Here is a 14,112-nt window from a genome sequence, read left to right as displayed (position 1 = left end):
GGCCGGGAAGCGGGACTGGGCGGGTCTTCGGGCCCGGCCCGGACCGTCTTCTCGTGGACGGCAGGGACGTCGCCGCGGTGTCGGTCGCACGCACCCGCCGCGAGGTCCGCACGGGCCTCCTGGGCACCGACGAGCTGATCGGCGCGCTGTGGCTGACCCGTTGTCCTTCGGTGCATATGGTCGGTATGCGGTATCCGATCGACGTGGCGGTCCTCGACCGCCACGGGGTGGTCGTGGCGACCCGGTCGCTGCGTCCGGGATGGGGCCTGACCTGGCCCCTGCCCGGGCGCTCGGACACGGTGGAGATGCCCTCCGGGGCGTTGACCGCGTGGGGGATCGAGCCGGGAGCCCGGTTGTCGGTGGCCTGACTTGACGAATCGGCACGTGCCTGTGCGATGCTGACGCCCGAACCCCGTCGGGATGCGGGGTGGGTTGGGTCGATGTCTCATCGGGAGGGTTCGTGCTGCCATGCAACCGATAGTTCGTGTTGCTCTGCCCCCGGCTGCCGGGTGGCCTGAGCCGTTGGCGGCCGATGCCCCGGCAGAGGACGTCTACACCGCTGCCTTGGAGCAGTTGGCAACGATCGATGGCCCGGAGCGGTCGGTGATCGTCGTCGCGGAGAAAGACCGGCGCAACCCGCAGGTCGCCCGCGCCGTCGCCGCCCACCCCGGGCTGGCCATGGTGTCCGTCCCGGGCCCCCTGACGGCCGTCGCGATGACCGATCTGGTCCTGCGGGAGAGCGACCTGGGCGCGGCGGAGTGCGTTGAGGTGGCCAGGGCCCTTCCCCCCTTCCTGCGGACCTACGCCGTCCTGTCCTCGGCGACCAAGGTGGAGCAGCCCGCGCCTCCGTTCCTGACCTACCTCGCCAGCCTGCTGCCGTGGACGCGCTTCGGCCTGGACCTCCATGAGGGCCGCTATCTCAAGCCGGTCGACCTGCCGCGGGTGGTGCCCGAGGCGGGCGTGCGGATCATCAGCGCCCCCACCGCCCGCTTCTCCACCGACCTGCTCCCGGCCGGTGCCGCCGCCCGTGACGTCGCGCTCGAGCTGCCGGCCACCTCGTGGGGCGCCCGCCACGCCGTCGAGTGCACGCTGCTCATCGGCAGCGTGGAGGACGTGGTCGCCCAGATCCTCTCCCGAGACGCCGTCGCCTGCGTCAACTGCCAGGTCCCGACCCGGCTGTCCCTGTGCCCCTTCTGCGGCGTGCGTCAGGCGCCCGAGCATCGAAAGGCATCTGCATGAACCCACGTCAACGTCGAGGCTTGATGCTCCTGATCGTCTCCGTCCTCGGGGCGATCGCCGTCTTCGTCGCGGTCCTGGCCTTCATCGCCGACGTCAACTCCCGCGCCGGCAACTTCGTCCAGATCGTCGCCCTGGCCAAGGACGTCGAGGCCTTCGAACCCCTCTCCGCCGACGACCTGGAGCTGCGTGAGGTGCCCGAGCGGTGGACCTCCTCGGAGAGCGTGCGGGACGCGCGAGACGTGCTGGGCCTGGTCCCGGTCGCGGACCTGAGGGCGGGCACCCACGCCTCTCGCGGCATGTTCATCGACCGGCCTGGCATCGCACCCGGTCACCGGGAGATCGCCATCATGGTCGACGCCGAGACCGGCGTGGCGGGCAAGGTGCGGTCCGGGGACCTGGTCGACATCATCGCGACCTTCCAGGGCACCCAGGATGAGCAGCCCACGAGTCAGCTGTGGGCCCAGGGAGCCCTGGTGATCGACGTGGGTCTGCCCGAAGAGGTGACCGTCGAGGACGGCTCGGGCGGCTTCAGCACCGGTCAGGGCGTCCCCATCACCTTCGCGCTGCCGACCGAGGAGGCTCTGCGGGTCGCCTACGCCGAGTCCTTCAGCGTCAAGCTCCGCCTCGCGCTCCGGGCCGGCAACGACCAGACCCGCGTCGACGGCGACACCGTCTTCTCCCCGTCCGGCCAGGAAGGCTGAGCATGAGCCGCATCACCGTCGCCGCCATCATCGAGGACCTTGACCTGAGGTCCGCGCTCCAGTCCGTCGCCTCCGAGGCCGTGGACGTCGAGCTGCTGGGCATGGGCTCGGCGCCTTCGGAGATCTCTGGGGTGCTGGAGGACCCGGAGCTGGACGTCGTCCTGGTCCACACCGAGCTGCAGCGTTCCCGCTACGCCTCGGTCATCGCCGAGCTGCAGCGGCAGCGCCCCTTCGTCGGCATCCTCGTCATCGCGCCGGAGTCCGACGCGGGGCTGCTCTCCTCGGTCATGGAGCTGGGTGCCCGGGGTGTGCTGCTGCAGCCCCTCTCGCTCGACGAGTTCCAGGCACGGGTCGACTCGGTCGGGCAGTGGAGCCAGGGTCTGCGTCAGTTCTCCGGCGGCACCGCCGACGAGCGTGGCCGGATCGTGGCTGTCGCGGGTGCGCGCGGCGGCGCCGGCGCCTCCACGATCGCGACCCTGCTGGCCCACGAGTGCGCGCGGACCGGGACGGTCTGCCTGGTCGACGCCGACCTGCGCAAGGGGTCCATCACCTACCTCACCGACGTCAAGCCGCGACGCAACCTCACCGACCTCGCAGCCGTGGCCACCGAGCTCACCGGCCGCAACGTCCGAGAGGTGGCCGTCGACGCCGAGGCGGGCTTCTCGGTGATCGCCGCCCCGACCGAGGTGGAGCAGGCCGACGACGTCACCTCGAGCGCCATGACGCAGGTGCTCAACCAGCTGCGTTTCCAGTACGACCTCACCGTCATCGACGTCGGGTCGACCCTGGAGAGCGCCCAGGCCGCGGCGCTGGAGATGGCCGACCACGTCGTGCTGGTGGTCAACCCCGACATCGCCTCGGTCAACTCGGCCCGCCACGCCATGAACGGCTGGGAGCGCCTCTCGGTCCGGCCGGCGAACGCCGTGACCGTCGTGCTCAACCGGGCCGACCGCAAACGCGAGGTGCAGAGCTCCCTGCTGCAGCGGGTCCTCGACAGGCCGGTCGCCGTCACCCTGCCCGATGCCTTCGCCCAGCTCGAGCCCGCGCACAACACTGGCAACCTGACCCAGACCAAGGGCGGCTCCATCCGCGCCGGTGTCGTGGACCTGGCCCGCGAGCTGGAGCTGGTGGCCGCCCCGGCGGCCACCTCCCGCCGCCAGGGAGGTCGGCGTCGGGACCGTGGCCAGGCCGCGGTCGAGACCCCGATGGCAGTGGCACTCTTCCTCCTCGCCACCGTGCTCGGGATTCAGGTGCTCTTCGCCGCCACGTGCGTCGTCTTCACCCGTCACGCCGCGACCGAGGCGGCTCGGGAGTATGCCGTGTCCGGTTCCGCCAGCGCGGCCCAGGCCAAGGCGGCGGACGCCCTGCCCGGATGGGCCGGCGCCAGCCCGAGCGTGCGGACCGGCGCGGGGAAGGTCACGGTGAGCACCTCGATCCCGACCGTCCTGTCCATCGGCACCGACTTCCGGATGCGGGTCAGCCAGTCGGCCAGCTACACCCCGGAGGCACGACCGTGACCGTCATGGCGCCTGGCTTGTCCGCGATGTCGTCGTGCTCGGCCGCCCGGGCGGCGGACACGATCCGGGCTCGCCGGGGTCGTGGCCTGGCCAGGGTCCGCGGCGAGCGGGGCGCCACCTCCGTGGAGGTGGCGGGCATGCTGCCCATCCTGCTGGTCGTCATCCTCTTCCTGGGCCACGCCGTCGCCATCGTCGCCGGCGTGGACGCGACCACCCACGCCGCACGCGAAGCTGCGCGTGCTGCGAGCCAGGGCGGGGCTGCGGGCCCGGCGGCGGCTCAGGCCATCCCTGGCTGGATGCGCCTGGACTCCGTGGGCGCGCTGAGCTGTGCCGACGCGTGCGTCCAGGTCAAGGCGAGCGTCCCCCTCGGCATCCCCGGGGTGGTGACCGTGACCCACATCCAGATCACGCGTGACGCCACCTTCGCGAGGGTGGACTGATGGCGCTCCGCGATCGACTGCCAGGCGCAGAGAGGGAGCGGGTCGAGGGCCGGAACCTGGTCGGTGAGTACCTCAACCGCCTGCTCCTGGACCTCGACCGGGACGAGCTGCACGGCCTGACCGACGTCCAGCGTCGAGCCCGCCTGGAGCGTCGGCTCAGCGACATCATCAGCTTCGACGGACCGGTGCTGTCGGCGCGGGACCGGGCCGGGTTCATCCGCAGGGTGGTGGATGAGGCGCTGGGGCTCGGCGTCCTCGAGCCGTTGTTGGCGGACGAGACGATCACCGAGATCATGGTCAACGGCCCGGACTCCGTCTTCGTGGAGCGTCGCGGCCGGGTGGAGCGACACCCCACGGTGTTCTCCTCCGAGGAGCAGCTGATGCAGACCATCGACCGCATCGTCTCCAAGGTGAACCGACGCATCGACGAGTCCAGCCCGATGGTCGACGCCCGGCTCGAGTCCGGTGAGCGCGTCAACGTCATCATCCCGCCGCTCGCGCTGGACGGACCGACGCTGACCATCCGTCGCTTCCCCCGCCCCTTCCGGCTCGAGGAGCTGGTCGTCCGCGAGACCCTGTCGCGGCCGGTCGCCGAGCTCCTCAGCGCCTTCGTCCGGGCCAAACTGAACGTCATCATCTCGGGTGGAACGGGCACCGGAAAGACCACCTTCCTCAACAGCCTCTCCGGGATGATCCCCGAGCACGAGCGCATCATCACGATCGAGGACGCCGCCGAGCTGTCCCTGCAGCAGCCGCACGTGGTCCGCCTCGAGTCCCGACCCGCCAACGTCGAAGGATCGGGACAGGTCTCGATCCGTGACCTCGTCCGCAACAGCCTCCGGATGCGCCCCGACCGCATCGTGGTCGGTGAGGTCCGCGGTGGTGAGACCCTTGACATGCTCCAGGCCATGAACACCGGCCACGCCGGTTCGCTCGCCACGGTCCACGCCAACTCGACCACCGACGCGCTCGGGCGCCTGGAGACGCTGGCGTCGATGGACGAGATGGCGCTGCCGACCGAGGTCCTGCGCGACCAGATCAACACGGCCGTCGACGTGGTGGTCCAGCTGAGCCGGTTGCACGACGGCTCCCGCAAGGTCGTCGAGGTCGCGGCGCTAGTCTCGGAGCGTCGTGAGCCCTTCCGCACCGTGCCGCTGGCCCGTTTCGCCGCCGATCCGGCCGTCCTCGGGGAGCGGGCTCGCGGCACCTTCCTGCACCACGAGCTGCCCCACGACCTGGCCCAACGTCTGCACTTCTCCGGTCAGCGGGTCCCGGACGCCTTCCACGGGACGGGGGCCGGGACGTGACCGTGACGCCTGCCGCGATCGGCCTCCTGCTCGCCTTCACCCTCGTCGCGCTGATCCTGTCGATCAGCGTCAACCGCGAGGTCATGCGTCGGTCCAGCGAGATCGAGGCGTCTGCCCGGGGCGACGAGCGACTGGACCGCTTCGGGGAACGGCGGCGGCGCCTCAACCAGTGGTTCCGCCGGAGCCGGTGGGGCCAGCAGCTCGACCTGCGTCTCGCCGGTGCCAACCTGCCCCTGGGACCCTTCGACTTCGCCGTGCTGGTGGGGGCGATCGCCATCGTCCTGTCCCTGGTCGTGCGTTCCTTCCTGGGCTACCTGGGTGCGCTGATCGTCGTCGTGGCCGTGATCGCCACGGCCGGCAAGCTGCTGGAGCGACGCCGCAAGCAGCGGGTGGTGGCCTTCATCGGCCAGCTCCCCGACCTGGCCCGCTTGCTGGCCAACGCCACCCAGGCGGGTCTGGCGCTGCGCACCGCGGTCGACCTGGTCGTCAAGGAGCTGCCGGAGCCGGCCAGCGGTGAGTTCAGGGAGGTGCAGCGCCAGATGGCACTCGGGCACAGCCTCAATGACGCGCTGGGCGACCTCCACCGCCGCCTCCCCTCCCGAGACCTTGAGGTGCTGGTCCGCACCCTGCTCGTGCAGAGTCAGGCCGGAGGCCGGCTGAGCACCTCTCTGACCACGATCGCCGCGACCCTCGACGAGCGCCGCGAGCTCGAACGCGAATTGCGCAACTCGGTCTCCGGTGCGGTCTTCAGCGGCTACACGGTCCTGCTCATCGGGGTGGGAGCCGTCTTCCTCATGAACATCGTCCAACCCGGCTCCCTCGATCTCATGGCGACCTCGTTGGTGGGGCAGATCATCCTCGTCGTGGCAGGTGCGATGTTCGTGCTGGGCGTGATCCTCATCCAGCGCATCACCAGGCTGGAGGTCTGATGGACGTCGGCCTCGCCGCCATGATCATCTTCCCGACCGCGATCGTGCTCGTGCTCCTCCTGGGGCTGCGCGGGTGGCGGCTCCTGCGCAGCACCGGACTGGAGGCGGTGGAAGAGCGCTTCGTCAGCCAGGTCGCAGACCAACCGGAGCGGGTGCCGCTGATGATCCGGGTGCTCGACGGTCTCGGTCGCCGCTCGGAGCAGGCCCTGCTCCGGCTCTACGGAGACCGGCGCCTCTCCGCACTGGATCGGCGGTTGGACCGGGCGGGCCGTCCCGAGGGGCTGCGGGTGCGCACCTACGTCCGTCGTCAGGCCGGCTTCTTCACCCTCGGCGCGATTATCTTCGCCTTCTTCTTCCTCGCCGGCCAGCCGGTGATCGGGATCTTCTGCTTCGTCGCGTTCGCGTCGTGGATGGAGCTGTGGCTGCGTGGCGCCGCGCAGAAGCGCCAGCGGGCCATCGCCAGGGAGCTGCCGGACTTCCTCGACATCCTCGCCGTCACGGTGACCGCAGGGCTGGCGCTGCGCACCGCCCTGGGCCGGGTGGCGCAGGGTCAGGGTGACTCCCCGCTGAGCGACGAGGTCGACCGGGTGCTGACCGACATGCGCCTGGGCATGAGCAGGCGGGACGCCTTCGAAGCGCTGCGTCAGCGCAACGACGCGCCAGCGCTCCACTCGTGGGTCACCTCGATGCTCCAGGCCGAGGAGCTGGGCGCACCCATCTCGGAGACCCTCCAGGACATCGCCCAGGAAGTGCGGCGTGTCCGGGCCGCCGAGGTCAAGAAGGCCACGGCCAAGGCCATCCCCAAGATCTCGCTGGTGGTCACCACGATCATCGTGCCCGCCTCGCTGCTGCTCGTGGTGTCTGCGCTCTTCCTGAGCCAGGCAGACGTCTTCGGGGACATCTTCGGTGGGTGAGCGCCGGGTCGGGGTGGAGTGGCTCCACGTGGTCGTCCACGTGGTCCTCACCGTCCGGGCCGGCATCGGCCTCCTCCTGGTCGTCATCGACGGGCGGCAGGCCGACCCCGGCGCGGTGATGTCGTCCGTGGCCGCGCTGACGATGATGACCCTCTACCTGGGCCGGCCCGAGCGGTGGGAACGCGCCGCGCGCTCCTTGGTCATGCCGACGCTGGACTCCTTGCTCGCCGTCGTCATCCTGCTCAGCTTCGGGACCGGCGGCTGGGCCCTGGGGTATGTGGCAGCCACCGTCTTCCTGTGGGCCCTGATCGACCGCCCCGGCCCCTGGCTCGTGGCGCTCGCCGGACCCTTCACCGTCTACCTCGTGCTCTCCCTGGCCGACCTGCTGCTCGGACAGGTCACGGAGGCCCTCGCAGCCGGTGCACGGATGGTCGTGCTCGGTCTGGCTGTCGTGGCCGCAGCCCGCACGCGAGGTCTGCTGGGGACCTACCGGGACATGGAGGTGACCCTGCGTGCCGAGCGCCTGCGAGCGGCCCAGGCCGAGGAGCGCACCCGGCTGTCGGTGGAGATGCACGACTCCGTGGCCAAATCGCTGCACGGCATCCACCTCATGTCCTCCCACCTCGCGATGAGACTGGAGCGGGACGGGCACCCGGCCCACGACCAGGTGGCCGTGCTGCGGGAGAGCATCGACCAGGCCAGGCAGGAGGCGCGGCGGCTGGTGGCGGAGCGCCGCACGCTCCCGCAGGACGACCGCTCCGACCGGCTCGCGGCACTGGTCTCCGCCTGGGCCCGGGAGCACCCGGATCTCACCGTGCGGGTGGACCTCTCCCCGTTCGCGGTCGGACCGGGGGCCGGCCACGAGCTGGTCTCCGCCGTCGAAGAGGTGCTGGAGAACGTCGCCCGGCACGCGCAGGCCAGGACCGTCCAGGTCCTGGCGGCGGAGTCCGAGGGCTGGGTTCGGGTGGTCGTGCGTGACGACGGGGCCGGCATGACCAGCACGGCCCCGGACTTCTGGGTGCACCGAGGGCACTACGGGATCGACGGGGTGGTCCGCAGGATGACCCGCGTCCACGGACGGGCAGAGATCCTCAGCCGACCTGGCGAGGGCACGGAGGTGGTGCTGGAGCTGCCGGCCCACCTGGACGAGACTGCGCAACAGCCGCAGACGGCAGGAGAACCAACATGAAGGGTCACGGCTGGCGGGTCCTCGTCGTCGACGACAACCCCATCGTCCGCATGGGCCTGAGGATGATGCTCGAGGCGATGGACGAGGTCGGCGAGGTCGTGGAGGCCGGCGACGGGCACCAGGCCCTGGCCGAGTTGGGCAAAGGGGGCCTCGACGTGGCCTTCCTCGACGTCCGGATGCCGGGCAAGGACGGACTGGCCGTCCTCCGCGAGACCGAGACCGGGACCCCGCTGGTCATGCTGACCCACTCCGACGAGCCCTCGATCATCAAGGAGGCGCTCTCGCTCGGGGCGGTGGGCTATCTCGTCCACGGCTCCTTCGAGGCCGCCGAGCTGCACGGCGCCCTGTGCACCAGCGTCCGCGGAGGGGCGGTCCTGAGCCCGCAGGCGGCGCTCGTGGCGCTCAGCGCCGCCACGGCCGGGCCGGACCCGACCTCGGCCGCGACCGGGGCGGACGCCGGACCGGGCGGGGCGGGCCGGCCCCCGGCTGCTGCAGATCCGATCGCGGATCCCCCGGATGCCGGCACCCCGACGCGGCCGAATCTCGGTCTCACGCGCCGGGAGGTCGAGCTCATGGACCAGCTGGTGCGGGGAGGCTCCAACGCCGAGATCGCCCGCGTGCTCTTCCTGTCCGAGAAGACGGTCAAGAACCACCTCGGGCGCATCTACGCCAAGCTCGGCGTGCCGAGCCGGGCGGGGGCGATCGTCGCGTGGCTGGAGCGGTAGGGACCTGAGTCCCTAACGGAAGTAGGGACCCGGATGGGGACCTTGCGACCTAGTGGCGGGACCTCGTGGGCTCATAACGTGAGGGGTGTCCACAGGGGATGGATCCCTAGAACTGAAACACCACGTCAAGGAGACAACATCATGCAGAACGTCGAGAAGACCATCATCGGTTACCACACCCTCGCCACCGCCCACATCGCGGGCGCCTTCGACCGCCTCCGCTCCGAGAAGGGCCAGGGCGCCGTCGAGTACGCCGGCATCGTCTTCCTGGTCGCCATGCTGATCGCGGCTGCCATCACGCTGCTGGGCACCGACAACTTCATCGGCACCCAGATCAAGACCAAGGTCGGCGAGGCCTTCGGCAAGATCACCGGCTGACCCTCGGTTTGAGGCGCTGCGCCCGGTTCCCCTATGGTGGACCGGGCGCAGCACTGTCTGGAGGAGAAGCTGCGCCCTGGGGAGGGAGAAGCTATGACAGGCACCATCTCGCTCGTGCACCGCCTGAACAGGCAGGAGCCGGAGGCCGGGCAGGCGGCGCTGATGATGGTGCTGTCCGTCGCGGTGCTGATGAGTTTGACCGTGGCCCTCATCGCGCTCCTGGGACGCGGGGTGACGGTCGAGACCGAGGCCCGCACCGCCGGCGACGCCGCGGCGCTGGCCGCCGCCCAGGGCTATGCGGACGCCGTCGAGGACCACCTCGAGCGTCTGCCCGACAACCCGGGCCTCGCGATCGGTCACCTGCGCCAGCTGCTGGACCAGCCGCGCACGGCGTGGACCGGCGCGTCCAGGTCGGAGGCCGTCCGGCTGGCCGCGGCGAACGAGTCGCGCCTCACCGCCTACTCGGTGCAGGCCGCTCCCCGTGCGCTCCGCTTCGCCACCGAGGCCCGGGCCACCCGCGTCTCGGTCGAGGGTGGGTCCAAGCGGCCCGAGTTCGCCGCGACCGCCGAGGTCCGGCTCACCGGTGGGCCCCTGTGCCTGCGGGCCGGCGACCTGGGCATCTGGTGGGGCGGAGAGTGCCTCGGCGGTGACGACATCGTCCTCGAGCCGCCCGTCGTGGACCCGGAGCCCACCGAACCTCCCACCGAAGAGCCCACCCCCACCCCCGAGCCCGACCCCGACGGGCCGGTCGTGATCGGCGGAGAGGACCTGGAGGACCTGCTCCGGGTCCTCCGCCAGCCTGTCACCTGGCAGGTAGCCCTCGTGGAATGACGTCGGCCAGGCCGACCTGTTCTCCACCGGAAAGGAACAACCCATGAACCGTGCCCTCACCTGGGTGGCCCTCGCCGCCGCGACCAGCCTCACGCTGGCCGCCTGCACGGACGACACCGACCCCACCGCCCCGACCTCCTCGGAGGCCGGCACGGACGTGGGCACCGGCTCGCAGTCCCCGGACGACGTGGCGGGGACCTCGGCGGCGCCCGACGGAGGCACGGCCACGGACGACGCTGCCAGCACCAGCGCCGGCCCGATCAACACCTTCGTGCCGGTCGCCGCCGGCACCGAGCGTGCCTGGCCGGAGGCGATCGACACGATCACCAAGGATGGCAAGGAGTTCACCCTCTTCGGCGTGCACCGCCTCGCCGAGGGCAGGGTCGTCGTCACGGGCCGCATCGTCGGTGAGTCGCAGAGCACGACCGCCTCGGCCGAGTGGTTCGAGCCCGGCTACTTCCGGACGATGGGCGGCTACGAGTTCTCCAACGTGGCGGTCAGGGGAGAGGACGGCGTCTCGCACCTGCCGGTCCGTGACGCGGACGACCGCTGCCTGTGCAGCCTGTCGACCCAGCCCTACGACGGGCTGGAAGGCCCCGAGGCCCCGGCCTGGGTCGTGCTCTCGGCGCCGTCGGGCGTCGACACCCTGGACGTCGAGGTGATGGGGATCGGGACCCTCGAGGACGTCCTGGTCACCGATCTCCCCTCCACGTCGAGCACGCCCTTCGGCTGGGCCGAGGTCCTGACCGTCGAGTCCCTGGCGCGCGAGGCCGGGACCGTGACCGCACGCGCCACCATCGCCAACCCCTCGGATCTGGATCCCACCTACACCCTGGCCCGGCACCAGTTCTCCTTCCCCGAGCTGGAGACGCAGAACTGCTTCCAGGGCCTGACGGCATGGTCCGCCACCGACCCGACCGGTCGGATGGCCAAGGACGACCAGTGCCACGTCGGCTCGATGCCACCCTCCGGCCAGCAGATCAGCCTCGACGTGGCTGTCGCCGACCCCGGCGGTGACCAAGTCGTGCTGCTGCCCGACGCCGGGCTGCCCCTGGTCGCCCAGGCTGCCGGGACCGCCGCCGAAGGCCCGGCCGAGAGCCTGCGCACCTACGCGGCCCGCACCGAGCAGGCGGGGGCTACCGTGGAGCAGGGCGAGGAGCTCACCGTCAACCTCGACACCGAGGTGCTCTTCGAGTTCGACGAGGCCACCTTGACCTCGGAGGCCGACGAGGCGCTGGCGGTCGCGGTCGAGACCCTCCAGGCCCAGGACGGCCGGGCCATCGTGGTCGCCGGGCACACCGACGGCCAGGGCAGCGCCGAGCGCAACATGGAGCTGTCAGAGCAGCGGGCCCAGGCCGTGGCGGAGGCTCTGGAGGAGCAGCTCGGTGATGGCTGGGACATCACCGTCGAGTGGCACGGGATGAGCCGGCCGGCCGTCGAGGAGACCGGCACGCCGGAGCAGGTCGAGGCCGCCCAGGCGCGCAACCGCCGCGTGGAGATCGTGGTGCCGTGATGCGCGGCCGCACCTTCCTGACGCTGGCCGGCGCCTCGCTGGCGCTGCTGCTGTCCGCCTGCGACAGCGAGGCGCCGGTGGCGCAGGACTTCGCGCACGCCACCGTGGCGCCCGGCGACGCGGCGGAACGCACTGCCCCCGCACCCGGTGGCTGGGTGCTGCGGCAGAGCGCCGGATTCAGCATCGCCACCCCGCCGGGCTGGATGCCGAGGCCGGAGGAGCAGCGCGTGCGGCAGAGCGTGATGGACGTCGGCGTGCCCTTCACCGGGCAGGCCACGCCGCCCCCACGGCTGCTGGTCTTCCTCGAGCGGGACCACGTCGGCGAGATCGACCTGCGCGAGCAGGTCCTGCGGATGCAGCTGCAGAGCGGACTGCCTGCCGACGCCACGCTCGACAGCAGCACCGAGGTGGAGATCAGCGGGGCGGCGAGCGCCCGTGAGTTCGACGTCTACTACACCTCGGCCGCGGTCGAGCGCACCGTCACCGGCACGCCGATGCGGGCGACCCGGATCCGCCAGGTCGAGCTCCTGGTCGAGACCGAGGGCCTGCCCAAGTTCGGCTTCCGGTATGCCGCTCCCGTCTCCGAGTTCGACGAGGCCGCCTGGGAGCGGATGAAGGAGTCCATCGAGGTCCGGCCCGACGAGGTGCGCGGCGTGGTCAACGACGAGGGCGAGCCGGTCGAGGGCTGATGGGCATGGGCCGAAGGTCCCCACCGGTCGCGACCAAGTGGGGACCTTTGCGCCTAGGGAGGGGCGGGGTGCACCGCATACCGTCGAGAAGAGGATGGAACCACAGGTGGAGGGGACACGATGACGCACGGGACGAGTCGGCAGCGCCGGGTCGGTGACCGAGGCGCCGCATCTATCGAGCAGGCGGGGATCACCTTCCTCGTCGCCGTGCTGCTGGGGGCGGCGGTCGCGTCGCCAGCGACCAACATCATCGGCCCCAACGTCGCCTACGCGCTCTGCCGGGCGTTCGCGGCGCTGCCCGGTGCCGGACCCGACTGCGCCCCCCCGGAGGCGGCGACCGAGGACCGCACCAAGGACTACGACAACAAGTGCACCGTGCGCCAGGTCAACCGCGGCAACTCCTACGGCGCCAACGTCAAGGTGGTCACTGCGGAGAAGGGCACCAGCGACCAGATCAAGGACAACGCCGACGGCAGCAGCTCGGTCACCCTCACGGAGAAGGGCGAGGCCGGGGTGGGCCTGAAGGCCAAGAAGCCGAAGTCCGGCAAGGACGACGACGGCAAGGGGGGCAAGTCGGGCGACGGCACGGACGGCGACGGACAGGGCCAGGACGCCGTCGACGTCAAGGGCAAGGCGGAGGTCACCGTCGGCACTTCGCTGAAGTACACCTACAACTTCCCCGAGGAGTACGGCGGCAGCGAAGAGGCCCACGCCTTCCTGGACGACCGGCGGGGCGGACTGAAGCAGTACGTCCAGACCGCGGTCCCCGGCGCGCAGACGCTCGACGAAGGCGCGACCCGGCTCAAGGACGGCGTCGGAGACCTGTGGAACTGGGGCTACCACACGGTGACGGGCAAGGAGGAGAGCGCGGAGTCCCGGGCGGCCCGGGACCGTGCGAAGCGGATGGGCCAGGCCGACTCGGTCTCGGCGGACCTCTCGCTGCAGGGCTCGGCCGGGCTGGACATCACCTCCGGACTGATCGAGGGTGGCGCGGAGATCAGCGCCAGCGTCGACGGCACCGTGACCGCAGCCCTGACCACCGACGGCCCGGACAAGGGCAGCAACTCCTTCACCGGGACCGCCAAGTGGGACGGCAAGCTCGATTTCACGCTGGGGATGCCGGGTGACTCCCAGCGTCAGCTCGCCGACCTGCCTCCCTTCCTGAACCTCTCTCCCGGGATGGGCGGGACCGGTTCCTACACGGTCGACTTCGACGAGCACGGCAACCCGATCTCGATCACGTTCACCACGGAGAGCCGCGAGTCGCTCAAGGGTGGCCTGACGCCGCCGGCGGTCAAGGGTGTCTCGGGCAAGGCCCGGGCCCAGACCGGCACGGCGACCGAGGAGAAGCGCATCCTGGATCTCACCGACCCGGCCAACCGCGCCGCCTACGACGCGTTCTTCATCACGGGTGGGGTGACCCTGCCCAACGGGACGGTGGCGAAGGTGGCGATGCCTCGTCCCTACAACGCCAATAGCCCCGAGTCGACGCAGCAGTGGCTCACCGACGCGCTCGGCCTGTGGGGTCGGACCAACGAGGACGCGATCATCATCAACTCCACCTATGACATCTACGGCACCGACCTGTCGGCGCAGGTCAAGAGCGAGGACGGCTTCGCGGTCGGTCCGGTCGGGGTCAGCTGGTCGGACACCGAGACGGTCCGGACGCTGACCGGGGCCACGATCCAGGACATGCGCACGGGCGAGCCGGCCCGCGCGCTGGCCAACTGCGAGGGGTGA

Annotated in this window: 15 protein-coding genes; all 15 read left to right on the top strand. The window is 71.1% G+C overall.

What is annotated here, in order from left to right:
• The first annotated feature begins 53 nt into the window (after positions 1 to 53).
• The 15 genes from ACTMMA_RS04525 (at position 54) to ACTMMA_RS04455 (ending at position 14,112) form a co-directional block, all read left to right on the top strand.
• Positions 54 to 368, top strand: a complete 315-nt coding sequence (locus ACTMMA_RS04525) for a DUF192 domain-containing protein (RefSeq protein WP_441188906.1) — start codon at positions 54 to 56, stop codon at positions 366 to 368.
• Positions 369 to 564: 196 nt separating this feature from the next.
• Positions 565 to 1,239 (top strand): hypothetical protein, encoded by a 675-nt coding sequence (locus ACTMMA_RS04520; RefSeq protein ID WP_441188905.1) that lies wholly within the window; start codon positions 565 to 567, stop codon positions 1,237 to 1,239.
• Positions 1,236 to 1,940: a Flp pilus assembly protein CpaB gene (gene cpaB, locus ACTMMA_RS04515; protein ID WP_441188904.1), complete on the top strand. Its 705-nt coding sequence runs from the start codon at positions 1,236 to 1,238 to the stop codon at positions 1,938 to 1,940. The genes ACTMMA_RS04520 and cpaB overlap by 4 nt, the downstream gene beginning before the upstream one ends.
• A gap of 2 nt (positions 1,941 to 1,942) precedes the next feature.
• Positions 1,943 to 3,457 carry a CpaE/TadZ family protein gene (locus ACTMMA_RS04510; protein ID WP_441188903.1) on the top strand — a complete coding sequence of 505 codons (1,515 nt, stop codon included), beginning with the start codon at positions 1,943 to 1,945 and terminating at the stop codon, positions 3,455 to 3,457.
• 5 nt (positions 3,458 to 3,462) lie between these two features.
• Entirely contained in the window at positions 3,463 to 3,897 is a 435-nt protein-coding gene (locus tag ACTMMA_RS04505; protein WP_441188902.1) for a hypothetical protein, read from the top strand.
• Complete coding sequence (locus ACTMMA_RS04500; RefSeq protein WP_441188901.1) at positions 3,897 to 5,204, top strand: TadA family conjugal transfer-associated ATPase; 1,308 nt, start codon at positions 3,897 to 3,899, stop codon at positions 5,202 to 5,204. Before ACTMMA_RS04505 ends, ACTMMA_RS04500 begins: the two co-directional genes overlap by 1 nt.
• Entirely contained in the window at positions 5,201 to 6,133 is a 933-nt protein-coding gene (locus tag ACTMMA_RS04495) for a type II secretion system F family protein (protein WP_441188900.1), read from the top strand. Before ACTMMA_RS04500 ends, ACTMMA_RS04495 begins: the two co-directional genes overlap by 4 nt.
• Entirely contained in the window at positions 6,133 to 7,047 is a 915-nt protein-coding gene (locus ACTMMA_RS04490; protein WP_441188899.1) for a type II secretion system F family protein, read from the top strand. Before ACTMMA_RS04495 ends, ACTMMA_RS04490 begins: the two co-directional genes overlap by 1 nt.
• A complete protein-coding gene (locus ACTMMA_RS04485) occupies positions 7,040 to 8,236 on the top strand; it encodes a sensor histidine kinase (RefSeq protein ID WP_441188898.1) in 1,197 nt (398 codons plus the stop codon). Before ACTMMA_RS04490 ends, ACTMMA_RS04485 begins: the two co-directional genes overlap by 8 nt.
• On the top strand, positions 8,233 to 8,961 hold the full coding sequence (locus tag ACTMMA_RS04480; protein WP_441188897.1) for a response regulator: 729 nt from the start codon (positions 8,233 to 8,235) through the stop codon (positions 8,959 to 8,961). The genes ACTMMA_RS04485 and ACTMMA_RS04480 overlap by 4 nt, the downstream gene beginning before the upstream one ends.
• 141 nt (positions 8,962 to 9,102) lie before the next feature.
• Positions 9,103 to 9,339 carry a Flp family type IVb pilin gene (locus ACTMMA_RS04475; protein ID WP_441188896.1) on the top strand — a complete coding sequence of 79 codons (237 nt, stop codon included), beginning with the start codon at positions 9,103 to 9,105 and terminating at the stop codon, positions 9,337 to 9,339.
• A 93-nt stretch (positions 9,340 to 9,432) separates the two neighbouring features.
• Positions 9,433 to 10,170 carry a hypothetical protein gene (locus ACTMMA_RS04470; RefSeq protein ID WP_441188895.1) on the top strand — a complete coding sequence of 246 codons (738 nt, stop codon included), beginning with the start codon at positions 9,433 to 9,435 and terminating at the stop codon, positions 10,168 to 10,170.
• Between the two features lie 43 nt (positions 10,171 to 10,213).
• Entirely contained in the window at positions 10,214 to 11,683 is a 1,470-nt protein-coding gene (locus tag ACTMMA_RS04465) for an OmpA family protein (protein ID WP_441188894.1), read from the top strand.
• The gene (locus ACTMMA_RS04460; RefSeq protein ID WP_441188893.1) at positions 11,683 to 12,372 is read left to right on the top strand and encodes a hypothetical protein; all 690 of its coding nucleotides are present in this window, start codon (positions 11,683 to 11,685) and stop codon (positions 12,370 to 12,372) included. The genes ACTMMA_RS04465 and ACTMMA_RS04460 overlap by 1 nt, the downstream gene beginning before the upstream one ends.
• 120 nt (positions 12,373 to 12,492) lie before the next feature.
• Positions 12,493 to 14,112 carry a hypothetical protein gene (locus ACTMMA_RS04455; RefSeq protein WP_441188892.1) on the top strand — a complete coding sequence of 540 codons (1,620 nt, stop codon included), beginning with the start codon at positions 12,493 to 12,495 and terminating at the stop codon, positions 14,110 to 14,112.

It is taken from the genome of Ornithinimicrobium panacihumi (assembly GCF_052073805.1).
Taxonomy (GTDB): Bacteria; Actinomycetota; Actinomycetes; order Actinomycetales; family Dermatophilaceae; genus Ornithinicoccus; species Ornithinicoccus panacihumi.
The sequence above is the reverse complement of the archived record's forward strand: the minus strand, read 5'-3'. Positions and strand labels throughout refer to the sequence as shown.